The following is a 21946-nucleotide window of genomic DNA, read 5'->3' on the forward strand; positions in this document are numbered from 1 at the left end:
GTGGCGGTAAAGCACCAGAAAGGGCAGTGGTCTGTCGATATGCAGCAAGCCGCCCGCGGGCAGCCGTCGTCGCACCCGGCGACCCCGCTTCAAAGTCCGAACGATGCCTTTTATGAATATGTCAGAGATCGTGTCGGGCATCTTTATAGGGTTTTGCATACCTGCTCCCGCGCCTGAAGGACAGGTTCAGTCGTACTTTGCAGTGCGCTTTTGATTTCCTGCAATTGTGCCTCGTCAGGCTTGCCGGTCCACTCGTCCATAAAGAACTTCTTGAACTCGATGGAGATGACACAGGCACGGTCCGGGAAGGTATCGTGAATCCAGCGCATGAAGTGTCCTCCCTCAAATTTCACGTTCTCACGCACATCCAGGTGACGACCCTGATAGTCGTATTGCTGCAGGCTTTGGGTGAAGGCATCTACGACTGGAGCCCAGAGCTGGCGGTTCATGTTGCCGGTGCCGAGGTTTACTTCCGGGTTTTCCTGCGGGTCGGCCTCTGGGCCATCGGCTCCTTCGCGGCGGTGGTTGTAGGTATGTAAGTCGTAAACCACAAAGCAGCCATGCCGGTCGGCTATACCTTGCAGCATCTGCTTCACATCGGCATAAAACCGGTCATAGCGGGCCAGCGACTCCTGCGCCAGTTCCTCAGGCAGCTCGTCTTTCCAGACAGTGAGCCCCCAGGCGTCCTCAGGTTTGCGGTAGATGGCTTTGTCGCGGGAGCGGTTCAGGTCCATCTCGAAGCGCGAGTTTAAACCAATGATCTGGTTGTCTGTTATACCTACCCAGCCCTCCGTAAAAGGGTCTTCCTCGCGAAGTCGTTCATCGGAGTTGAGCGAAAAAAGGCTTTGGATATTTTCGCGCACCCGGTGCCCATCGTGTATGGCTGTGGCAATGAGAGGGCTACGCCCGGTAGTGATAGAATAATATGATTGTGCTTGTGTAGGGTCAGGCATAAAATCTTTTTGAAAACTTTTACCCGATATGAATCTCTAAGGTTATTGGATAGACTTATTTGTTTAAACCTTGATATTCAGTCACGAACAAATCATAGTTATCATGTAAAAGCTTAGTGTGATATAGTTGGCAGATTGACTTGAAATGAATAGATTTAAAAGACTATAACAAATTAAGATATTACAAAGTATAGCTATATACCAATTGTTTCACCATAAATCAGAGGTGCCTATGCGTCAGATTTACAAGAATACGCTATTAGCTATTGTGATTTTCTTACTGATCCTGCTGATGCAGAGCCTTAGGAATAGTGGACTATACCTGGCAGAAACACTGCCACTGGGTTTATGGTATGCCATTGGGCTGACCGGCGCTTTGGTGACGGGCAGGGTAATGCTTGCCTATACCCGTTAGCTTTTCCGGCTTGTATAATACGTCTGCTGCCTTATCTTTACAGAAAGAGAATAAGGTTTGCAGATGGAAAACAGCTATGCAGCAGTGGCCTCCGAAAAAGGGGACAGTCAACTGCTGGAAATACTAGGGGAACGTGCAGCGTATGAGCCGGAAGCGATACTGGCTGTAATCGCTGAGATTGAAAGAAGAAACATAGCGGCTCCAGACCTGGAGCAGATAAAGCAGGAAACACTGCAAGCACTGGAGTTGCGCGAAAAACAAGTCAACCCAAACCCCACCGCACCAACTTCCTTCACAGATAAGCTCAAAGACTTCTGGACACTCTTCGTGCCACAGCGGCACTACTTTGTCACGCCCATCCTGATCAATACCAATATCCTTATTTTCGTGCTGCTGGCGCTGGCAGGTATGCACGTGCTCTCACCTGAGGGGGAAGACCTGGTAAATGCAGGAGCCAACTTTGGGCCTTATACCCTGACGGGCGAACCATGGCGCCTGTTTACGTCCACGTTTTTTGCACATTGGCATCATACACCTGCTCGTGAACATGTATGCGCTGGCTAGTATAGGTGGTGCGCTGGAGCCGCTGGTGGGCCGCAGGCAGTTTATCATAGCCTATGTGCTTTGTGGGCTGGCGGGCAGTCTGGCAAGCCTTTGGTGGGACCAGCAGCGCATCAGTGCCGGAGCATCCGGAGCCATCTTTGGCATGTTCGGTATGTTCATGACCATGGTACTGCTGGAGCGGCAGATGAGTTGGACTGAGAAGAAAGGCATGGTGCTCAATTTGCTTGGTGTGATTGTAGTGAACCTGCTTTTCGGCCTGAAAGGCGGTATAGACAATGCAGCGCACACAGGCGGATTGGTGCTGGGTATCGCTTACGGTGCTGTGTTAATGCTGCGCTCCGGCAGGTTTTTTACGCAACACTACGATTTGAGGGGTAGTATCGTAACGGTGGCGCTGGTGTTGGGCGGTTTTGTGGGCCTATACCTTCAGGTACCTACAGAGAATGCTAAATATTTGACCATGCTGGACCGCTTTGGTGAGCGGGAAACCGCGGCAATGGCTGTGATGCAGGAAATGGAGCAGAATACCAGTCTGATCAATGGCGGCAAATACCTGGAGGGTCTGGAGCAAGGTATAATTTTGTGGTACGAGAGTATCCAAGAACTGATGGCGCTTCAGGAATTACCTGATCTGGGCGAACAGCAGGCAAAGGAGGTAGAGATACTGCTCAGCTATACGCAACTGCGCAAAACATCCTATACCATGATGCGCGACGACATCCGCGACAACCGCCCCTGGATGCACCAGGAGCAGCAACGGGTGCTATGGGCCATCGGCACGTTTGTGCAGGACCTAAACAACCTGCGCGAAGGTAAACATGCTACGTCGCACGGAAACCTGAACGAGATGCCACTGCCCGATGCGCTGGAAGAAGCCACAGGTCTTGACCTGGAGACGAAGCCACTCATTGTACTCGACGGCGAGGTGCTGGAAGGTATAGCTCCTGATGATATAGAAGATCATGTGGACCCTAACGATATTGAGGCGGTGTCGGTGCTGAAAGGAGAGGAGGCCGTAGCCATGTATGGCGAGAAAGCCCAAAACGGGGTAATTTTGATCGTAACAAAGCAACAGTAGCCTGGCTGATAACCCAACAGGCTCATATCAGGTACTTATAAGGGCGCGCTTCCACTTGACCATTAACTCAAAAAGCTACTGTCGTGCCTTACAAAGACATTCCCGAAGACAACATGATCATCTGCCCCCACTGCGGGCAGGAAGTGCCGCATAAAAACCGCTGCCCCAACTGCGGACAGTATCTGCCCAGGCGCGAAAAGAAGAAGTGGAAAATCCCGAAAATGACCCCGACGGAGATTTTCCTGGCCATCCTTGGCTCTATTATGCTGATGGTAGGTTTGGTAGCCTTTTAGCAGGTCATGCGCACGCTTCTGCATCCGGTCTTTCTGGTTTGTGTGCTGCTTTTTGTCGGTAACCAGGTGCTGGAACTGGCTGGCTTTTACTTTCCCCTACTCTTCAGCTACCTCGACGATCTGCTTGCCATGCCCATTGTGCTCACCATCATACTGGCTGCTGAGCGAAGCTACTTTCAGAATGACAAGTTTGTGTTGCCACTTGCCTGGTTGGTGATGGCGGTCGTGGCTTTCAGCATCTTCTTTGAGCTTCTGCTCCCGCCCATCTAACTCAAAACACACTGCCGACTGGGTCGATGTACTGGCCTATACCTTGGGTGCGCTGGTTTTTCAATTTACCATTAACAAACCTTTATCGCGTCCCTCTCACAGGCGCTAGCCTATACCTGCTCATGGCCTTTTTTGCAGGACATTATCAAAAAGTATGATTTTTTTATGGAGCTCAAGCAACCTTTTGTAAATCTGTGCATCTATTAGGCAGTGAGGAGCTTCAGGAGAGGTATAGCCTGCTGCTGAACTGACAAACTCTTAACCGGAAATCATCAAACGAAATAAAACTATGAACACCATCAACATCTACAGAACGTTTGCCTCTATTCTTGTAATGGCCTTTATGCTGACAAGCCTGACAGCAGCGGCGCAAAACCGCCGTAACCTGAAGGGCGAAGGCGAACCCGTATCGCAGAACAGAACGGCCTCAGGGTTTAAAGGTGTCAACGTGAGCGGCGGATTTGCAGTGGAGCTGACACAGGGTAGCAAGGAAGGCGTGCGCATCGAGGCGCAGGAGAACCTGCTTAACAGTATTCGGACAGAAGTAAAAAATGGTGTGCTCCACATTTATACTTCCGACAACATCAGTACAACCAAAGGTCTGAAAGCTTATGTGTCAATCAAAGAGTTAAACATGATTGATATAAGCGGCGGCGTGAAAGTAATGGGTAACTCTACTTTTAAATCCGATGCATTTAGTATGGACCTGAGCGGCGGCTCCAAAGTAATACTGGCACTCAACACTAAGAAGCTGACAGCCAACATGAGCGGCGCCAGTAAAGTAGAGCTAAGAGGACGTGCCGATGAAATGCGCATGGACATGTCAGGAGCATCCAAGATAGACGCATCTGAGCTGGAGGCGAAGAATGTGCATGTGGAAGCAAGCGGTGCCAGCAATGTGAAAGTGTTTGCACAGAACAAGCTGAACGTGAATGCTTCAGGTGCTACTAAAGTCGCCTACAAAGGCGACCCTAGCGTGTCGTCCAATGTATCGGCCGCAGCCAAAATTTCTAAAATGTAAGAGAATACATCGCATATAAAGCAGAAAAGGGCAGCCCGCTGGGTTGCCCTTTTCTTTTGCGTTATTCTATACCTATTGGCGTACTGGAACCGGCAGCACTGGCAGACTGGTGTGACCCAACTCGTCAGCTGCCTGTACGGCAAAGAAGTAATTGTCTTTCGAGTAAGGCAGCGTCACTTTCGTGTCTTTTACAAAAAACTTCTTGTCCCAGGTCTGGCTGCTGGTTTCGCGCATCAGGATATAGTATCCAGCTGGTTTCTTGCCTTTGGCAGGAGCGTCCCATTTCAGGTCTGTCTTGTTGGTGAGGTTGGCGGTGAGCACGCCCACTTTCTCAGGAGCATGCGGTGCCCGGCCCAGATTCGCCATGGTGGCCAGGTTCACGGCCGTGTTCTTGCGCAGGTACTCAAAGTCCATGAACTCTGTCAGGTCGCCGTACTGCTTGCCGTTTTCTTTGCGCACATCCTGGTGCTGGTGGTCAAAGTCCTCGTTCATCTCGCTCATGCGCACGGCGGCATAGCCCTGCTGGTTAAACGGCGTGTGGTCACCACCGCGCAGGAAACGGTCCGGGCGGTAGCCGAGCACTACTTCGATCTGGTCTACATAAGCCTCGCCGGTCATTTTCATGTAGCGGGCCAGGTTGCGGCTCGGGCCGTCGTTCTCGGAGCCCAGTGTGCGGCGCAGCCTCGCCTGCTCTTCTGTTTCGTTGGAAGGAGTGGCTTCACTGAACACACGCACGCGGGTGTTGTCGTGGATGCCCATCTCGGCAGAATATGAGTTGCCCACGATATCGTTGTTGAGCACAGCCACCAGGTTCCAACCCTCTTTCTTTACACGCTCCGCCATGTGGCGGGAGCCGTACAAGCCTTGTTCCTCGCCCTGGAATGCTACAAACACAAGTGTTGCCGGGAACTGGCGCGAAGCCATCACACGGGCCATCTCCATCACAATGGCCACACCGGAGGCGTCATCGTTGGCACCGGGCGCTTTGCTTTTGGCGTCCATCACGTCGGTAGCTCGGGAGTCTAGGTGGCCGGCCACGATGATCACACGGTCGTCGTTAGGGTCAGTGCCTTTGAGCGTAGCAACTACGTTGGCCATTTCTACATCCTGCGGAATGCGGCGGCCGTCACCCTTTACGGTATAGCGGTCCATGTCTACGGTCATGCGGCCGTTAGAGGCCTTGGCATATTTCTCGAATTCTGATTTTACCCATTCGCGGGCTGCGCCTATACCTCTTTTTTTGTCGGTGGTGGAGCTCAGGGAGTGGCGTGTTTCAAAGGACACCATTTTCTCTACGAGTGTCCGCAGGTTATCTGCCGAAACTTCGTTTACCATTTTATGTATCTCTTCGTCGTGCGTAGCGGGTGCTTGTGCTGCCACTGTTTGGCTAAGGTATAACCCTGCCAGCATGCAAAGTGCCAGTAGTCGGGTGAACTTCGTTTTGTAAGTCATTTGTGTAAGGTGAGGTCGGTAAAGTGCTTGTTCGTTTATATTTAGATTCTAAATATAAGCAGCTTCAGGAAAGAATGAAAAGAATAGCCGTGCCAAAGCCTAAGTGAGCACAGGTATAGCAGAAAAGTGAAAGTCTCTCCAGCTAGCCTACAGTGTATAAGCCAGCTGGCAGCGTTCTCCCTCCAGCTTGTACAGTTCTGCTTCGACAGCGATTCCGTGTTTGGCCTCGGCAAGCTCTGTCTGGTAGCGCTGGGCCAATTCACGGCGCTTGATGGCCTCCAGAAACCGGCGGGCATCCTCGCGGTTTTCCAGTGTGAGGCCGGGTACTTGCGTGGGCTTGTCGTCGTCACCTTTGGCCACCATGGTGAAGTATGAGGTGTTGGTATGCTTGACAATACCTGTCTTCACGTTTTCAGCGATTACTTTTATACCTACCATCAGCGAGGTGTTGCCCACATAGTTTACAGAAGCCAGCAACGATACCAGTTCACCTACCTCTACGGGCTGCAGAAAATGCACGCCGTCTACTGTTACGGTTACGCAGTAGTTGCCGGCATGTTTGGCAGAACAGGCATAGGCCACTTTGTCCATGAGGGAGAGCAGAATGCCACCATGAATCTTGCCACCGAAGTTGGCATAGCTCGGGATCATGAGCTCAGTAAGAGTAGTGCGGGAGTAGGAAACAGGTCGGAATGCAGGTATAGCCATAGGTATGCGCAATAGGTTTTGGCAGGTATACGGGGCTATGCCTTAAAAAGGATGTGGAGACTGCATCAAGGGAGGTATAACCAGGAGGTAGGAGGCTTATAAAAACACCACTTCTTTTACCACTTCATCGCCCATGGCGCGATTGAGCAGTTCCACAACCTTGCTTTTCGACATATTGAGCTCGTGCTTGAGTGGGGCAGAGGTGAGGCGCACAAAAAGCTTCTGGTCTTTAAAGTATAGCTCCTTTGTTTTGAGTGCGATTGGTTTCCCCATGATTTCCTCCCAGCGCTGTACCAGGTCCACTTCATTTAGTTTGCCTTGCAGCCGGTAAGCCTTCAGCAACCCTTTGATGCTGTCGCCGATGGTTTGCACGTCAGCCTTTCGCTTCGCAATCTCCTCTTTCTTCTTGTAGTAGCGCACGGGTGGTTGTTTTTGAATGATTGGTAGAGTGAATGAGTGAATCACAGATGCAAAATTAAGCAATCAACTTCACCGTTCCTTCCTTTACATCAAATCTACGGATACTTTCTGACAGGTTCTCGAGTATTTTGTCAGTACGCTCCAGATGCGTATCAGTCAGGAAGATCTGGCCGAAGGTATGAGCGGCGACCATTTGCATGAGTTTGGTGATGCGCTTCTCGTCGAGACGGTCGAAGATGTCATCGAGGAGAAGGAGGGGCTTGTGATGCTGGCGTTCGTCCATGACCTCGAAGTGCGCTAGCTTGAGGGCGATGACGTAGCTCTTCTGCTGGCCTGTGAGCCGAAGCTTTTCACCGGGTTACCGTCCATCAGGAACACGAAGTCGTCTTTGTGCGTGCCCACGGTGGTGCGCTGCAGGGCGCGGTCCTTCTGTTCGGCCTGCTCCAGCAGTTGCGCGAAGTTGGCACCGGGTAGCTGACTTTTATAAGTGAGCGTCACGGTTTCGCTGCTGTCAGAGATGTGGCGGTAGTGCTTCTGAAAAACCGGCTCAAAGGTCTCCAGGAAAGCCATACGCTCCTGCGCCAGCTGCTCACCCAACGGCACCAGTTGCTCGTTGAGGATGTGCAGGTAGTCGCGATCGAAGTAACGGCGCTCGGCAAACTGCTTGAGCAAAGAGTTGCGCTGCTTGAGTATGTAGTTGTACTGGATCAACTGCTCCAGATAACTATGGTTGAGCTGCGAGATGAGGCTGTCGAAGTACTTGCGGCGCTCCTCGCTACCCTCTCGGATCAGGTCCGTATCGTAGGGCGAGATGAGCACCACCGGAAAGCGGCCGATATGGTCACTCATCTTCTCATAGGCCACCTTGTTGTGTACCACCGTCTTTTTCTGGCCCTGCTTCAGGCTGCAGGTCACGGTGTGCTTCTCTTTATCAATCTTAAAGCGCCCTTTCACCATAAAATACTCTTCACCCTGCTTGATGTTGAGGGCGTCCGAGCTGTTGAAGGCGCTACGCGTCATGGAGAGGTAATGGATGGCATCAAGCAGGTTAGTCTTGCCGCTGCCGTTGTCGCCGATAAAGCAATTGATGTGCGGCGAGAAACTAATGTTAGCTTCGTCGTAGTTCTTGAAAAACAGCAGACTTAGATTTTCGAGGAGCATTAGTTTCTTCTTTGATTACTTTTTCCTTAATTTCGCATGCTAAAACCCGACAGTAAGCTGATTTGCCGCCAATTGAGGCCCGAATCTCGCTAAAAAAGCTGTACGGACAACAATAACGATACACAAATACCCATGGCTGATACGAAAGAAAAGGCAAAAGCGAAGTCGCAGAAAGCAAAGGTACAGGCTGAACCAACATTTTCAAAAGAGACTTACATGTGGTGGTACGAGTCGATGAAACTCATCCGCCGCTTCGAAGAAAAAACAGGCCAGCTCTATGGCCAGCAGAAAATCAAAGGCTTCTGCCACCTCTACATCGGCCAGGAGGCCTGTGTGGCCGGTGCCGTAACAGCCCTTGAAAAAGGCGATAAGTGGATTACCGCTTACCGTGACCACGCACACCCATTGGCCCTTGGTACATCACCAGGCGCAGTAATGGCCGAAATGTTCGCTAAGTCTACCGGTTGCTCTAAAGGCAAAGGCGGCTCGATGCACATGTTCGATAAAGAAGTAAACTTCGTAGGCGGACACGGTATCGTGGGTGGTCAGGTACCACTGGGTGCAGGTCTGGCTTTCGCAGAGAAGTATAACAAGACCGGCAAGCTATGCATCTGCTATATGGGTGATGGTGCGGTGCGTCAGGGTGCTTTCCACGAGGCTCTGAACATGGCCATGACCTGGAAACTGCCTGTAATCTTTGTGATCGAGAACAACGGCTACGCGATGGGTACTTCGGTAACACGTACCTCTAACGTAAATGACTTGTACAAACTGGGTCACGCCTACGAAATGCCGTCTGAGCCAGTAGAGGCGATGAGCGTGGAGAACGTGCACAATGCCGTAGCAAAAGCCGCTGAGCGTGCCCGTGCCGGTGAAGGACCTACTTTGCTCGAGTTCAAGACTTACCGCTACAAAGGTCACTCTATGTCGGATCCTGCCAAGTACAGAACCAAAGAAGAACTGGAGGACTACAAAGGCCGTGACTCTATCGAATCTGTGAAAGCGACTATCCTGAAGAACGGCTGGGCGACAGAAGAGGAGCTGGACGAGATCGACGAGAAGCAGAAGCAGATCGTGGCCGAGGCGGTGAAGTTTGCCGAGGAGTCTCCATATCCGGATCCATCTGAGCTATACACCGACATTTATGTGGAGCCGGACTATCCATATATAATGGACTAAATTCTAAATATTTAAGGATTAGGAATTAAAAAACATAAATTTGATGTTCTGATCTTATATGAGATTTGGAACGAATCGCTTTTAATTTCTATTTTTGAGTTCTTATTTCAATAAACTAATGGCAAAAGAGACAGTACAGAAGCACAGCGAGTTTGAGGAGCTGGTAGAAAATCCGGATGCGTTGGCAGAGCGCCTGACAACAGGATCTGAGGATTTCGTGAAGAAAAACAAAACCAAGCTGCTCGGTGTGTTTGCCGCCATTGCCGCTATCATTGTTGCAGGTTTCCTGTATTACAACCACCGCACTACCCAGAACCAGGAAGCGCACGAAGCTATGTTCCAGGCAGTGTATTATTTCGAAGCAGACTCTTTGAACAAAGCACTGAACGGCGATGGTCAGTACGATGGTTTGTTGAGTATTGTAGACGAGTACAGTGGAACTGAAGCAGGTAATCTGGCTAAATTCTATGCTGGTGTTGCTTTGCTGAAGCAGGGTAACTTCGCTGAGGCGCAGTCTCACCTGGAGGACTTCAAGTCTGATGACTACCTGATGCAGGCGCGCGCTTACAGCCTGACAGGCGATGCACTTTCTGAGCAAGGCAAGTATAAGGAAGCGGCTGACCTGTATAACAAAGCCGCTAACCACAACAGCAACCCGTACTTCTCGCCACAGTACCTGATGAAGGCTGCCGTAGCTTACGAAGCTGCCAACGACTTCCAGGCCGCTGCTAACACGTATGACAAGATCATCAAGGATTTTGTAACATCAGCTGAAGTAACAGATGCCAAGAAGTTTAAAGCACGCGCTGAGGCAATGTCTGGCGCAGCTGCCAACTAAGATCTGACAGGCTAATGCCTAGTTATAAAAAGCGCTTTTGTCTCTCCGGCAGAAGCGCTTCTTTTTTTAAGTTCATGGGCTAGTGCAGAGCGCTATAAAGGTGTATGAAACGGTGCTATACCTAATTTATACCTAATAACTTGTGTCTGCAGGCTCAACAATCAACCATTTAACCATCAAAAATAATCATATGGCTACTTCTCTCAAAAACCTGAACGATTACAAGAAAGAGGGCTTCGGCGACATATCTGATAAGAAGTTCGGCATTGTAGTGGCTGACTGGCACAGCGAGATCACGGATGTATTGTGTGCTGGTGCTATCGAAACTCTGCTGCAGCATGGTGCTAAGAAGGAGAACATTTTCCGGAATACAGTGCCTGGCAGTTTCGAGCTAACTTTAGGTGCGCAGTTCCTGGCCTTGCAGGAGGAGATCGATGCTGTGATCTGTATCGGTGTGGTTATCAAAGGCGACACGAAGCACGATGACTATATTAATCATGCCGTGGCCAATGGCCTGACCAATGTTTCGCTTAAGTTTAACAAGCCGGTTTCGTTTGGTCTGGTTACAACCAATAACCTGGAGCAAGCGCTGGACAGAGCCGGCGGCAAGCATGGTAACAAAGGTATAGAGGCAGCAGCAGCAGTTATTCAAATGCTGAGCTTCTAATGGCTCGGGTATAGTTATAAAAAACGGGTCCCTGCTCAGCTGAGCAGGGACCCGTTTTTTATTTGATTGAGTGGGTATAGGTATAGGCAGGCCTAGAAATTATACCCTAAGGTTATACCTGGCCGAACGCTGAAACCTCCTCCCAAAATCATATCGCCGATGATACCTGTGTCGAAGTCCTCTTCGGTGCCAACATTCACCTTCAGGTTGCCCCCGTTGTAGCCGGCGCCCAAAAACACATCAAACGTAAAGCCGCTGTTAAACACCCATTGATTACCGATAGCCACGCCGGCACCTACCGGGTTGTAAGTAGCGCTGTAGTCACGGCCTTCTTCATCCTGCTTCTCTACTGTCAGCTTAAAACTCCTGATACGACCATAGCCCGCCACATAAGGGCCCATAGGTGCCACTTTGTTTTCAGAGAAATAATAGCGCACTTCGGGTGTAAAACCGTAACCTTTGAACTTGATATTTGAAATAGAGACACCTGTAACAGAGGCTCCAAGCTGTGCACTCAGGTTGTCCGTGATGGCATACTCCAGGAACCCAGAACCTGTCAGCGCAAAGGCGCTCAGTGGATTTACCTTAATAACTGCCCTCTTTGGCTGTTGTGCTTGAGCATAAGCTTGTTGCGTAGGTATAAAAAAAAGAGCCGCAGCGGCAAAGGCGAGTATTATTTTGTTTTTCATATATTAAAGTGAGTAATCCAAAACTTAATTAGCCTGGGTGTATTTCAGGCTGCCTGCAAGTTCCATTCCAGTATTGGAGTAAATCAAATAAAAGAGCGGAAAGACAAAATTATAATTAAAATAAAGAAGGCAGGTAGCAAATTATAGATATAACTTCTATTTTTGCACGAAATTTAGCTTAAATAATAACCTGAACATCAGAGTGGTTCGGTTTTTGGGCTTAAAATTTAAGCTTTAAACTTAATCATCCTTGTTGCTGTTGATAAGCACGAGAGCGTTGCTCTTAACAGGAAGAGTTTTTTTAGCTTACCAGACAAGAAACTACAACCTAGTTCTAAGATAGTATAATGAATACAAACGAAGAGAAACAGCGGTATTCCCGTGAGGAATTGGCAGAGTTTGAAGCAATCATTCTTGAGAAGCTAACCAATGCGCGTAAGGAAGTAACGTTTATCAAAGAGACCCTGAGCCGTCGTAACGACTCCGGCACCGATAACACGGCATCTCCAACCAAAGTATTGGAAGATGGTGCAGACACAGCGGAGAAGGAAAGCCTGAACCAGCTGGCCTCACGTCAGATGAAGTTCATCCAGCAGTTGGAGAATGCGCTTATCCGCATCAAAAACGGCACATACGGTGTTTGCATCGTGACAGGCAAGCTGATCCCGAAAGAGAGACTTCGCGCCGTGCCACATACACAGCATACCATCGAAGCCAAGCTTCAGCGTAACGACTAGTACACTTATACCTTGAATATACTGCAAAACCACATTCAGGCACTGGTTTTCTGTGCCCAATCGCCAATAAGCATCGAAGAGATACAGCGCTGCCTTACGGAGTCGCTGCAAATGGAGGTGCTGGTGAGCGACGTGCTGGAAGCCGTTGAGAACATCAATGAGCAGCTGACCGATGCAGGTTTTGCCTTTCAGATATACGCTATCGGGGGCGGGTACCAGTTTCTGACGAAGCCGGAGTACCAGGAAACGGTGAGCACCTACCTGAAACATAAGTCAAAAAAGAAATTGTCAGCGTCTTCTCTGGAGACGCTGGCAATTATTGCCTACAAGCAGCCGATTACCCGCTCGGCCGTAGAGCAGATTCGTGGCGTGGGCTGTGACTACGCCATCCACAAACTATTAGAGAAAGAGCTTATCGAGATCAAGGGTAAAGCCGATACCATAGGGAGACCCGTACTATACGGCACGTCTCAAAAATTCATGGACTACTTCGGTATTAACCACATCAAGGACCTTCCGCAGCTAAAGGATTTCGCCTCAGAAGAAAACATGATTGGCGAAATAGCCGATTAGCGAACCCCCATCATTCATTAGAGTATACTATTCTTACATATACTGCACACACAGGTACAGTAGCGATACTGCATCGATAATAATTATACAATGGCAACAGAAAACGAAAGACCATCCCGCAACGACGGAGAAGGCAGAAGATCGTCTGACAGAAACGAGTCAGGCCGGCCGTACAATGATCGCGGCGAAAAGAAAATCTTTAACAGAAGAGATAAAGGCGAAGGAAGAGATGGCGGTGAGCGCCGCTCTTACGGAAACGATAGAAGAGAAGACCGCGGAGATCGCAAACCATACGGTGACCGCCGTGAAGGCGGCGAGCGCCGCAGCTTTGGAGGCGACAGAGAGCGCCGCGAAGGTGGTGACCGCAAGCCATACGGAGATCGCAGAGAAGGCGGAGAAAGACGCTCTTTTGGCGGTGACCGCGAGCGTAAGCCATACGGCGACAGAAGAGAGGGTGGCGAACGTCGCTCTTTTGGAGGAGACCGGGAGCGCAAGCCATACAGTGACCGCAACGAGGGTGGCGAACGCAAATCATACGGCGATCGTCGTGAAGGTGGAGAACGCAGAGAAGGCGGTGAACGTCGCTTTGACTCGGAGCGTGGTGAGAGGAAGTCCTTTGGCCGCGACAACAGAGAGGAGAAGGGCGAACGCCGTTCATTTGGTGAGAACCGCGAGGAAAGAGGCGAACGCCGTTCTTATGGCAACGACCGTAGAGAAGGCGGTGAGCGTCGTTCATTCGGCGGTGACAGAGAACGCAAGCCATATGGCGATCGTCGCGAAGGCGGCGAAAGAAAGCCATACGGCGACCGTAGAGAGGGCGGTGAAAGCCGTTCATTCGGAGGTGATCGCGAGCGCAAGCCATACGGTGACCGCAGAGAAGGCGGAGAAAGAGAAGAGCGCGGTGAACGCCGTAGTTTCGGTGACCGTCGTGAAGGGGGTGATCGCAGAGAAGGCGGTGAGCGTCGCAGCTTTGGTGATCGACGTGAAGGCGGCGAACGCAGATCATTCGACCGTAAAGACAAATTCAGTAAAGGGGACGGAGAGCGCCGTGGCCGCAGCTTTGACCGTAACTCGGATTCAGAGCACAACCCGGAGACGCCAAACTACGACCTGCGTCGCTACAAAGACAACCCGCGCATCAAGAAGACCAACCGCAAGGGCGAAGACGAGGACGGCAGCATTCGCCTGAACCGCTACATCGCCAATGCAGGTGTGTGCTCGCGCCGCGAGGCAGATGAACTGATTCTGGCGGGCGAGATCAAGGTAAACGGCGAAGTGGTAACCGAAATGGGCTTCAAGGTACAGCCTTCTGACACCGTGATGTACGGCAAGAAAGTGCTGAACCGCGAGAAGATGGTATACGTGCTGCTCAACAAGCCGAAAGACTTTATCACGACGACTGAAGACCCTGAAGGTCGCAAGACCGTGATGAGCCTGGTGGAGAAAGCATCTAAGGAGCGTATCTTCCCAGTAGGTCGCCTGGACCGTAACACAACCGGTCTGTTGCTGTTCACCAACGATGGTGAGTTGGCGCAGAAGCTGACGCACCCTTCTAACGAGATCAAGAAGATATACCAGGTAGAGTTGGATAAGCCGATCACCAAAGACGACTTCCAGAAAGTAGTGGAAGGTGTGGAGCTGGAAGACGGCAAAGCGATGGTAGACGATGTGGCCATGCTGGGAGACTCCAAGAAGTTCCTGGGGCTGGAAATCCACATCGGCCGTAACCGCATCGTGCGCCGCATATTTGAGCACCTGGCTACGAAGTGGTAACACTGGACCGCGTGCAGTATGCCGGCTTGACCAAAAAGGACCTGCCACGCAGCGAGTGGCGTTACCTCACCGAAAAAGAAGTGATTCGTCTGAAGTACTTCATGTAATATATGCGCAGCATCGCCATTGATATCGGTAATACGGGAGGCAAATACGGCATTTTTGAAGATGATGCCCTTGTCTCACAAGGGTATTTCAAAGAGCAGGAAGGGCTGCCACAAGAAGTAGTATCCCAGGCCTTTGACCATGCCATTATTGCCTCGGTGAGTGGCGGCGCAGTAGAGCAAATAAAGACAGGGCTGTCAGTGTCCGGAAGCATCGTATTGCTTTCGGCGCAGACAGCCCTGCCTGTTTCTAATGATTACAAAACTCCAGGTACACTTGGGGCAGACCGTATTGCAGCGGCTGTGGCGGCAAATTATTTCTTCCCGGGCCGCAATTGCCTGACCATTGATGCGGGTACGGCGATCACGTACGACTTCATTGATGAGCGTAGCCATTACCAGGGCGGAGGTATAGCACCCGGTATCCAAATGAAATTCAAGGCGCTGCATAATTTTACAGGGCGACTTCCGTTAGTACAAGGAATCCATGAAAACTTTCCTTTGATCGGCCAGACCACGCAGGAGTCACTGGAGAGCGGTGTGTTGGGCGGAACGGTGGCGGAAGTAGAGGGTATAATCAGCGCATATCGCCAAAAATCAGATAAACTGGTGGTTATACTTTGTGGAGGAGACGCAGGATTTTTTGAAAGTACCATAAAACACCCCATCTTTGTAATTCCTGAACTGGTCCTGATTGGGCTTCAAAGAATATTAAGACATAATGTATAAAACGCTCCGTTTACTTATTTGCGCATCCGTGCTGTGCCTGGCGCAGGGCGTGCAGGCGCAAAGCATCGGTAACTCGCCTTATTCCCGTTACGGACTGGGAGAACTCAACACAAACTTAGGTAACTTAAGAACGGCAGGCATGGGCGATGTGGGCGTAAGCACAGGCAACAGCTTCCATTCCAACACCGCCAACCCGGCACTGCTATACTACAACAGCATTACCGTATTCGATGTCGGTGTAACCGGCAGGTATAAAACCCTCAGAAACGCGACCCAGTCACAGCGGGATGGCGATGGCAACTTATCTTACCTGACACTGGGTGTGCCTATTACCAAGCGCTGGAGCTCAGCCGTTAGCCTGAGACCCTACAGCTCAGTTGACTATAACATCAGAAACATGGGCTCGCTGCCTAACCGGCAGGAAGCAGTTGTGATAAACGAGTACAGCGGCGAAGGCGGAATTTCAGAGATCTACTTCGGGCATGGTTTCCGGATCACGAATGGACTGACAATCGGAGCAAGCGCCTCTTACCTGTTTGGTACTGTTTCTCAGGAATCTTCTTCTATCGTAGCCGATACCTCTATTAGCAACACCTCGCTGGAGCGGGTTGCCTATGTAGAGCGTACCCGTTATACTGATTTCCTTTTCAGAGCTGGAGCCAACTACCGTAAGAAAGTCGCCGATAAGGCTTTTCTCAGCGCGGGTGCAGTTTATACCCTGGGCGTAGACATGAATGCGAAGCGGATGTCTGCTTACGAGCGCCGTGACCTGGGAGATGCTCTCAAGGGAAGTCCTATGCTGCCTGACAGTGTAGAAGCCTCCGTGAATGTTCCACCTAGTCTGAACGCTTCCATCAGCTACGACAATGGATCTAACCTGACCATCGGTACGGAGTTTATGATGCAGGACTGGTCCGACTACCGCAACCTGGATGGGGAGCAGAGAATGGGCAACAGCTATAAAATCGGCCTGGGTGCAGAGTATACGCCTAACCCTACCGCCATTGACAGTTACCTGAAGCGCGTAACTTACCGTGCCGGTCTTCGCTATGGCCAAAGCCCGTATGTCATTAACGGAGAAAACATCAAGGACATGGCTGTTACAGGTGGTCTGACGCTCCCGATCGGGCGAGGTAATTATTTCGAACCGCCTTACCAGTTCAACATTATGATGGGCTACGGCAAGAGAGGCACAACAGACAACGGCCTGATCGCTGAGGACTACTTTCAGTTCGGTGCGGGCGTGACAGTTAATACGCGCTGGTTCGTAAAACGCAGGATAGAGTAAACTATTCCGACCTTAAAAGCATTATTAAAACAGGCCGTTCTGACGACGGTCTTTTTTAATTTTTAGTATCTTCACTTTAGATAAGTAAAAAAGCATGCCGAGATCTATTTTTTCAGTGCTGGTCGCTTTGCTAGTCATGTTGACAGCTGCTTGCGGTACAGACCTGAGAGACCCGGACCAGGAAAAGAAATATGATGGCCCGTTTAGGGAGACAGCCAATGTGCTGACGCTCTACAGCGACTCAGCCAAGGTGCTCATCAGGCTGCAGGCACCCATGCAGGCAGACTACGAAAACGGCGATGTGATTTTTCCGGACGGAATTGATGTCGAGTTTCTGGAAAAGGGAGAAAGCGTGACCTCTACGCTGCGGGCCAACTACGGCAAGCAGGAGCGAAACAAAGACTTATACCTGGTGCGGGGCAATGTGATTGTACATAACCTGCAGAAGCAGGAAAAACTCGAGACAGAGGAGCTTTACTGGAACAAAGCCAAAGCCCAGATCTATACAGACAAGTTTGTTAAGATCACGACGCCTGAGGAAATTCTGATGGGTCACGGCCTGGAGGCAAACCAGGACTTTACAAATTATAGAATCAAAAAAGTGACGGGCGTATTTAGCCTGAAGGAATAATGAACCAAAAACTGGTTAATACTATTTTACTATCGTTAGCTTTTGTGGCCATGGTGATTGGCGTGCATAGAAGTATACAAGAGTCTGATATAGCAGGCAATTACTGGATTTACATGATCGGCTTTATGCTGTATATCGTGTACCATTACCGCAAGAAGAAACAGACCGAATAGTCTGTAACATCTTATGATAGACCCCGACCAGATACTGTTGCTGTTTGTTGCGCTGCTGGCATGCGCTTTTTTCTCAGGTATGGAGATTGCTTTTACGGCGGCCAATAAGCTGCAGATAGAGCTTGACGAGAAAAACAACGTGCTCTCCGGGCGCATCCTGACGCACCTGCTGCGGCACCCTGCCCGCCTGATGGGCACCACCCTGATCGGCTACGTGATCTCGCTGGTGCTGTATGGTTTTGTGATAGCGGGTATACTCTATACCTTGTTCCAGACCTTCCTGCCAGCCGCAATGCAATTGGCTCCCCTTATCCTGCTGCTACAAGTACTGGTAGCTTCGGTTATCGTGTTGCTTACAGCGGAATTTCTTCCGCGCAGCCTCTTTGCCATCAATCCTAATCGTATGCTCGATGTGCTGGCTATACCCATGCTGGTGCTGCACTACCTGTTATACCCTGTTGTGATTGTACTGGTAGGGTTAAGCAAATGGATTGCCGAGCGGATACTCAAGATAGAGTTTTCAGATGAGCACCCGGTGTTTGGGGTAACGGACCTGAACGCCTACATCAAGAACAGGCTGTACAATCCGGTAGAGGAAGGCGCTCCGGAGGTAAACCAGGAGATATTTCATAATGCGCTCGAGTTTAAGAAAGTGCGTGTGAAGGAATGTATGGTGCCCCGCACGGAGGTGGAGGCAGTCGAGGTGAACGAACCAGTGGAGTTGCTGCGCGATACTTTTATCAAAACAGGGCATTCCAAGATACTGGTTTACGAAGACTCAATTGACAACATCATTGGGTACTGTCATCAGCTGGCCATGTTTCAGCAGCCACGTCAGATACGGGAGATCCTGTCGCCGGTGAGTCTGGTGCCGGAGAGCATGCTGGCCAGCGAGTTGTTTCTGCGCTTCGGCACCGAGCACCGCACCGTGGCGGTGGTAGTGGACGAGTTTGGCGGTACGTCAGGCATAGTAACCGTGGAAGACGTGATTGAGGAGATCGTAGGGGAGATACAGGACGAGTACGACTACGAAGCCCTGCTCGAGCAAGTGTTCCCGGCAAAACACCTATACCTGCTGAGCGCCCGTCACGAGATCGACTACCTTAACGACAAATATGAGCTCAACTTGCCAGAAGGGGATTACGAAACCCTGGGTGGACTTATCTTCTCGGTACTGGGTGAGATACCGAAGCCGGGCGATGTGGTGGAGCTGCGGCCCTTCACGATCACTATCCTGTCGATGGATGATAACCGCATCAATGCAGTGAAGCTCTTCAAAGATCCAGACTTACAGGCAGATGGCGTATTTTAAACAGTTGCACACAAAATTTTGAATTTTTGCACGATTAACCTTATTTTGCACATCCTTTATCATTCGTATAACACATGGCATTAATTAACAAGATTAGAGAAAAGTCGGGTTGGGCTGTTGGCGCTATCGCCATTGGACTTGGCGTATTTGTAGTAGGCGGCGACCTATTAGGGCCAAACTCCAGACTTTTAGGTAATGATACGACTACCGTAGGCGAAATAGCAGGTGAGAAAATCGACTACCAGCGCTTCGATATGGTGTTCCAGCAGATCAAGGCCCAATACGAAGGACAGGTACAGCGTGCTGCCACCGAGAGCGAAATGGCCATGATGCGTGAGCAAGCCTGGAACCAGCTAATCTTCCAGATTGCCTTGCAGAAAGAGTACGATCGCCTGGGCATTCAGGTGTCGGAAGAAGAACTGGCCGATATGGTACAGGGTAACAACATCCACCCATCGGTTCGCCAGGCATTCACTAACCCACAGACAGGTGAGTTTGACCGTGCTCAGGTTGTTCAGTACCTGCAGAACCTGGACCAGACCGGTGGTCGTCCGATGTGGGTTAACTTTGAGCAGAGCATTCTCAACGACCGCATCCAGACGAAGTACAGCAACCTGCTGACCAAGTCAGTATACGTAACATCAGCTGAAGCGAAGAAGCACTTCGAGGCACAGAACACGATCGCCAATATGAAAGTGTTGTATGTTCCTTACTTCTCGATCGCTGACTCTGCTGTGCAGGTAACAGACGCGCAGCTGAAAGACTACTACGAGCGCAACAAAGAGCTTTATAAAGTAGAAGATGGCCGTACGCTGGAGTTTGTGACCATTCCGGTTGCCGCTTCTACCGAAGACATGAACTACTTCCAGGAGGAGCTGAAAGACCTGACGGAGCAGTTCGCCGCTTCGACCAACGACTCTGCTTTCGTAAATACGCACTCAGATCTGCCATACGACGGCACTTACCTGCACACAGCAGAGCTGCCTGAGCAACTGCACGAAATCGCGCCGCTGGAAGAAGGCAAGGTATACGGCCCTTACAATGATGGCGATACCTATGCGCTGTACAAGATTATGGACATCAGAGATGGTAGCGTGAACACTGCCCGTGCCAGCCACATCCTGATCAAGCCAGAGAACGATTCTCCTGAGGCCAAGCAGGCTGCTCTTGCCAAGGCAAAAGACATCCAGACACAGATCAAAAACGGTGCTGACTTTGCGGCTATGGCTGCACAGCACGGATCTGACGGTACAGCTGCAGTTGGTGGTGACCTGGGTTACTTCACTGAAGGCCGCATGGTACCAGCTTTTGAGAAGGCGGTGTTTGGTGCTACTACCGAAGGCTTGCTGCCAGCTCCTGTTGAGACAGAGTATGGCTACCACATCATTAAAATAACGGCTCCTAAGTCGAAGCGTACTTACAAAGTGGCTGCCGTACAGCGCTCACTTGACGCCAGCGACGCTACCCGTGACCAGGCTTATGCCATGGCTGACGAACTGGCTGGCACAAGCGGCTCAACGCAGGAGTTCAGAGAGAACGTGAAGAAAAACGAAGCCCTTTCTGTAGAAGAAGCTGCTAACGTAGGCAAAAACAACGTGTTGGTAGGTAACCTGAGCAACGCCAGAGAATTGGTGCGCTGGGCTTACTCAAAAGACACTTCAGTAGGTGATGTATCGCCTGTGTTCGAGATCAACGACCAGTACGTAATCGCTACTTTGACTGGCAAGCGCGAAAAAGGCTATGCTAAGATTGAGGATGTGAAAGAGGAGCTGACTGCCGCCGTTCGTAACGAGGTAAAAGCACAGCAGATCATGGCGAAGCTGAAAGGCGCGTCGGGTTCACTTGACCAGATTGCTGCTAACTACGGTCCGGATGCGATCATCAGAGAGGCTGAAGAAGTATCGCTTGCTTCTGGCGCTATACCTGGCCTTGGCCTGGAGCCAGTAGCAATCGGTAGAGCGTTTGGATTGAAGCCAGGCAGCCGTACTGCTCCTATCGAAGGACAGGGCGGTGTGGTAGTGGTAGAGCTGATCAACCTGACCAACGCTCCGGATGCACAGGATCTTTCCGGCGTGAAGACGCAGCTGGTAAACAACCGCACATCGCGTGTAGAAACCAACGCGTTTGAAGCGATCAAAGAGAAAGCTGACATCAAAGATAACCGTGTAAGATTCTTCTAAGACCTGCACGATAGGTATATGAAAGGGCTGTTCCGGAAGGAGCAGCCCTTTTCTGTTTATGGCCAAACCAAAATTAATGGCTATCTTCATTTTCGGGTGATATGCCCATATCAAAAAGACCGCTTACACGTTGTAATAGAAGATGCTTATACCTGTTCATACCTATTTGTCGCGCCTGCTGTTCGTGCTCCTGTTCATGGTGCTGGCAGTGCCCTTTTCTATGGCGCAGAACCAGGAGCTGGCACTGGCACGCGAGTACCTCAGCAAAGGGGAGTACCAGAAAGCCGAGACCATCTACAGTAAGCTGATCAACGACGAACGCCTGTTCCACACGGTATACCCCGACTACCTGAAAACCCTGCTGGCGCAGAACAACCACAAAGAAGCTGAGAAACTGGTGAAACGCACCATCAAGCGCTATCCGGGGCAGGTGAACTACAACATCGACTTAGGCATCGTATACCAGGCCGCTGGTGACAAGGCAGGAGCGGAGAAGCACTTCGACAAACTGATTGCCCAACTGAAGCAGGAGGAGGTAATAGCCGCAGCCAGCGTTTTTGTGCAGCACGAGCTGTTTGACTACGCTGAGAGAGCCTACCTGCGTGGCCGTGAATTAAGCAAGAATCCCTATGAGCACAACCGTTCGCTCATAGCACTCTATACCTTCCGGCAGAAGCACGAGAATCTGATAGGAGAGGCGCTTAACCTGCTGCAGGAAAACGAAAGTGATCTGATCTA

General features: G+C 50.5%; 26 protein-coding genes. 19 read left to right on the forward strand and 7 right to left on the reverse strand.

Features of this window, described 5'->3' with window-relative positions:
* Positions 1-143: 143 nt before the first annotated feature.
* On the reverse strand, positions 144-953 hold the full coding sequence (locus O71_RS14980; RefSeq protein WP_007658314.1) for an N-formylglutamate amidohydrolase: 810 nt from the start codon (positions 951-953) through the stop codon (positions 144-146).
* Positions 954-1185: 232 nt separating this feature from the next.
* Between O71_RS14980 and O71_RS14985 the strand changes: the two genes are divergently transcribed.
* From O71_RS14985 to O71_RS15005, 6 genes are all read left to right on the forward strand, one after another.
* Positions 1186-1368, forward strand: a complete 183-nt coding sequence (locus O71_RS14985; RefSeq protein ID WP_007658316.1) for a hypothetical protein — start codon at positions 1186-1188, stop codon at positions 1366-1368.
* A 63-nt stretch (positions 1369-1431) separates the two neighbouring features.
* Complete coding sequence (locus tag O71_RS21915; protein WP_007658317.1) at positions 1432-1932, forward strand: hypothetical protein; 501 nt, start codon at positions 1432-1434, stop codon at positions 1930-1932.
* On the forward strand, positions 1883-3010 hold the full coding sequence (locus tag O71_RS21920; protein ID WP_155800936.1) for a rhomboid family intramembrane serine protease: 1128 nt from the start codon (positions 1883-1885) through the stop codon (positions 3008-3010). Before O71_RS21915 ends, O71_RS21920 begins: the two co-directional genes overlap by 50 nt.
* An 83-nt stretch (positions 3011-3093) precedes the next feature.
* Complete coding sequence (locus tag O71_RS14995) at positions 3094-3303, forward strand: hypothetical protein (RefSeq protein WP_007658319.1); 210 nt, start codon at positions 3094-3096, stop codon at positions 3301-3303.
* Between the two features lie 6 nt (positions 3304-3309).
* Positions 3310-3573, forward strand: a complete 264-nt coding sequence (locus O71_RS15000; protein ID WP_007658320.1) for a hypothetical protein — start codon at positions 3310-3312, stop codon at positions 3571-3573.
* Positions 3574-3862: 289 nt separating this feature from the next.
* Entirely contained in the window at positions 3863-4594 is a 732-nt protein-coding gene (locus O71_RS15005) for a head GIN domain-containing protein (protein WP_007658321.1), read from the forward strand.
* Between the two features lie 72 nt (positions 4595-4666).
* On the opposite strand, the gene O71_RS15010 is transcribed toward O71_RS15005, so the two are convergent.
* The 5 genes from O71_RS15010 to O71_RS15025 form a co-directional block, all read right to left on the reverse strand.
* Positions 4667-6046 (reverse strand): M28 family metallopeptidase, encoded by a 1380-nt coding sequence (locus tag O71_RS15010; protein ID WP_007658322.1) that lies wholly within the window; start codon positions 6044-6046, stop codon positions 4667-4669.
* A 147-nt stretch (positions 6047-6193) separates the two neighbouring features.
* A complete protein-coding gene (locus O71_RS15015; RefSeq protein WP_007658323.1) occupies positions 6194-6754 on the reverse strand; it encodes an acyl-CoA thioesterase in 561 nt (186 codons plus the stop codon).
* 96 nt (positions 6755-6850) lie between these two features.
* Complete coding sequence (locus tag O71_RS15020; RefSeq protein WP_007658324.1) at positions 6851-7174, reverse strand: DUF721 domain-containing protein; 324 nt, start codon at positions 7172-7174, stop codon at positions 6851-6853.
* Between the two features lie 55 nt (positions 7175-7229).
* A complete protein-coding gene (locus tag O71_RS27385; RefSeq protein WP_369750948.1) occupies positions 7230-7457 on the reverse strand; it encodes a hypothetical protein in 228 nt (75 codons plus the stop codon).
* 14 nt (positions 7458-7471) lie between these two features.
* Positions 7472-8335 carry a DNA replication/repair protein RecF gene (locus O71_RS15025; protein WP_369750950.1) on the reverse strand — a complete coding sequence of 288 codons (864 nt, stop codon included), beginning with the start codon at positions 8333-8335 and terminating at the stop codon, positions 7472-7474.
* 132 nt (positions 8336-8467) lie between these two features.
* Here O71_RS15025 and pdhA point away from each other — a divergent pair, with 132 nt between their 5' ends.
* From pdhA to ribH, 3 genes are all read left to right on the forward strand, one after another.
* On the forward strand, positions 8468-9514 hold the full coding sequence (pdhA, locus tag O71_RS15030; RefSeq protein ID WP_007658325.1) for a pyruvate dehydrogenase (acetyl-transferring) E1 component subunit alpha: 1047 nt from the start codon (positions 8468-8470) through the stop codon (positions 9512-9514).
* Positions 9515-9632: 118 nt separating this feature from the next.
* The gene (locus O71_RS15035) at positions 9633-10352 is read left to right on the forward strand and encodes a tol-pal system YbgF family protein (RefSeq protein WP_007658326.1); all 720 of its coding nucleotides are present in this window, start codon (positions 9633-9635) and stop codon (positions 10350-10352) included.
* Positions 10353-10542: 190 nt separating this feature from the next.
* A complete protein-coding gene (gene ribH / locus O71_RS15040) occupies positions 10543-11019 on the forward strand; it encodes a 6,7-dimethyl-8-ribityllumazine synthase (RefSeq protein WP_007658328.1) in 477 nt (158 codons plus the stop codon).
* Between the two features lie 92 nt (positions 11020-11111).
* Here ribH and O71_RS21925 read toward each other — a convergent pair whose 3' ends face one another.
* Positions 11112-11708, reverse strand: a complete 597-nt coding sequence (locus O71_RS21925) for a DUF3575 domain-containing protein (protein WP_007658329.1) — start codon at positions 11706-11708, stop codon at positions 11112-11114.
* A 347-nt stretch (positions 11709-12055) separates the two neighbouring features.
* Between O71_RS21925 and O71_RS15050 the strand changes: the two genes are divergently transcribed.
* The 10 genes from O71_RS15050 to O71_RS15090 all read left to right on the forward strand — a co-directional run.
* On the forward strand, positions 12056-12445 hold the full coding sequence (locus O71_RS15050; protein ID WP_007658330.1) for a TraR/DksA C4-type zinc finger protein: 390 nt from the start codon (positions 12056-12058) through the stop codon (positions 12443-12445).
* Positions 12446-12457: 12 nt separating this feature from the next.
* Positions 12458-13018 (forward strand): SMC-Scp complex subunit ScpB, encoded by a 561-nt coding sequence (scpB, locus tag O71_RS15055; protein ID WP_007658331.1) that lies wholly within the window; start codon positions 12458-12460, stop codon positions 13016-13018.
* Positions 13019-13108: 90 nt separating this feature from the next.
* Entirely contained in the window at positions 13109-14791 is a 1683-nt protein-coding gene (locus O71_RS26880) for a pseudouridine synthase (protein WP_304412034.1), read from the forward strand.
* A gap of 110 nt (positions 14792-14901) precedes the next feature.
* Positions 14902-15624, forward strand: coding sequence for a type III pantothenate kinase (locus O71_RS15065; RefSeq protein ID WP_007658332.1), 723 nt, complete (start codon positions 14902-14904; stop codon positions 15622-15624).
* The gene (locus tag O71_RS15070; RefSeq protein WP_007658334.1) at positions 15617-16912 is read left to right on the forward strand and encodes a hypothetical protein; all 1296 of its coding nucleotides are present in this window, start codon (positions 15617-15619) and stop codon (positions 16910-16912) included. Before O71_RS15065 ends, O71_RS15070 begins: the two co-directional genes overlap by 8 nt.
* A gap of 94 nt (positions 16913-17006) precedes the next feature.
* A complete protein-coding gene (gene lptC, locus O71_RS15075; protein WP_071530886.1) occupies positions 17007-17543 on the forward strand; it encodes an LPS export ABC transporter periplasmic protein LptC in 537 nt (178 codons plus the stop codon).
* Positions 17543-17716 (forward strand): hypothetical protein, encoded by a 174-nt coding sequence (locus tag O71_RS23985; RefSeq protein WP_155800937.1) that lies wholly within the window; start codon positions 17543-17545, stop codon positions 17714-17716. The genes lptC and O71_RS23985 overlap by 1 nt, the downstream gene beginning before the upstream one ends.
* 13 nt (positions 17717-17729) lie before the next feature.
* The gene (locus O71_RS15080) at positions 17730-19028 is read left to right on the forward strand and encodes a hemolysin family protein (RefSeq protein ID WP_007658336.1); all 1299 of its coding nucleotides are present in this window, start codon (positions 17730-17732) and stop codon (positions 19026-19028) included.
* Between the two features lie 74 nt (positions 19029-19102).
* Positions 19103-21208, forward strand: coding sequence for a peptidylprolyl isomerase (locus O71_RS15085; protein ID WP_007658337.1), 2106 nt, complete (start codon positions 19103-19105; stop codon positions 21206-21208).
* A 142-nt stretch (positions 21209-21350) separates the two neighbouring features.
* The coding region (locus O71_RS15090; protein ID WP_007658338.1) for a tetratricopeptide repeat protein at positions 21351-21946 on the forward strand (596 nt) is incomplete at its 3' end.

The sequence above is a fragment of the Pontibacter sp. BAB1700 genome, from assembly GCF_000277005.1.
Lineage (GTDB): Bacteria > Bacteroidota > Bacteroidia > Cytophagales > Hymenobacteraceae > Pontibacter > Pontibacter lucknowensis.

Coding starts and splice junctions, on each gene's coding strand:
- O71_RS14980 (WP_007658314.1), bottom strand. CDS start 953: ATGCCTGACCCTACACAAGCACAATCATATTATTCTATCACTACCGGG.
- O71_RS14985 (WP_007658316.1), top strand. CDS start 1,186: ATGCGTCAGATTTACAAGAATACGCTATTAGCTATTGTGATTTTCTTA.
- O71_RS21915 (WP_007658317.1), top strand. CDS start 1,432: ATGGAAAACAGCTATGCAGCAGTGGCCTCCGAAAAAGGGGACAGTCAA.
- O71_RS15000 (WP_007658320.1), top strand. CDS start 3,310: ATGCGCACGCTTCTGCATCCGGTCTTTCTGGTTTGTGTGCTGCTTTTT.
- O71_RS15005 (WP_007658321.1), top strand. CDS start 3,863: ATGAACACCATCAACATCTACAGAACGTTTGCCTCTATTCTTGTAATG.
- O71_RS15010 (WP_007658322.1), bottom strand. CDS start 6,046: ATGACTTACAAAACGAAGTTCACCCGACTACTGGCACTTTGCATGCTG.
- O71_RS15015 (WP_007658323.1), bottom strand. CDS start 6,754: ATGGCTATACCTGCATTCCGACCTGTTTCCTACTCCCGCACTACTCTT.
- O71_RS27385 (WP_369750948.1), bottom strand. CDS start 7,457: ATGGACGAACGCCAGCATCACAAGCCCCTCCTTCTCCTCGATGACATC.
- O71_RS15025 (WP_369750950.1), bottom strand. CDS start 8,335: ATGCTCCTCGAAAATCTAAGTCTGCTGTTTTTCAAGAACTACGACGAA.
- pdhA (WP_007658325.1), top strand. CDS start 8,468: ATGGCTGATACGAAAGAAAAGGCAAAAGCGAAGTCGCAGAAAGCAAAG.
- O71_RS15035 (WP_007658326.1), top strand. CDS start 9,633: ATGGCAAAAGAGACAGTACAGAAGCACAGCGAGTTTGAGGAGCTGGTA.
- ribH (WP_007658328.1), top strand. CDS start 10,543: ATGGCTACTTCTCTCAAAAACCTGAACGATTACAAGAAAGAGGGCTTC.
- O71_RS21925 (WP_007658329.1), bottom strand. CDS start 11,708: ATGAAAAACAAAATAATACTCGCCTTTGCCGCTGCGGCTCTTTTTTTT.
- O71_RS15050 (WP_007658330.1), top strand. CDS start 12,056: ATGAATACAAACGAAGAGAAACAGCGGTATTCCCGTGAGGAATTGGCA.
- O71_RS26880 (WP_304412034.1), top strand. CDS start 13,109: ATGGCAACAGAAAACGAAAGACCATCCCGCAACGACGGAGAAGGCAGA.
- O71_RS15065 (WP_007658332.1), top strand. CDS start 14,902: ATGCGCAGCATCGCCATTGATATCGGTAATACGGGAGGCAAATACGGC.
- O71_RS15070 (WP_007658334.1), top strand. CDS start 15,617: ATGTATAAAACGCTCCGTTTACTTATTTGCGCATCCGTGCTGTGCCTG.
- lptC (WP_071530886.1), top strand. CDS start 17,007: ATGCCGAGATCTATTTTTTCAGTGCTGGTCGCTTTGCTAGTCATGTTG.
- O71_RS23985 (WP_155800937.1), top strand. CDS start 17,543: ATGAACCAAAAACTGGTTAATACTATTTTACTATCGTTAGCTTTTGTG.
- O71_RS15080 (WP_007658336.1), top strand. CDS start 17,730: ATGATAGACCCCGACCAGATACTGTTGCTGTTTGTTGCGCTGCTGGCA.
- O71_RS15085 (WP_007658337.1), top strand. CDS start 19,103: ATGGCATTAATTAACAAGATTAGAGAAAAGTCGGGTTGGGCTGTTGGC.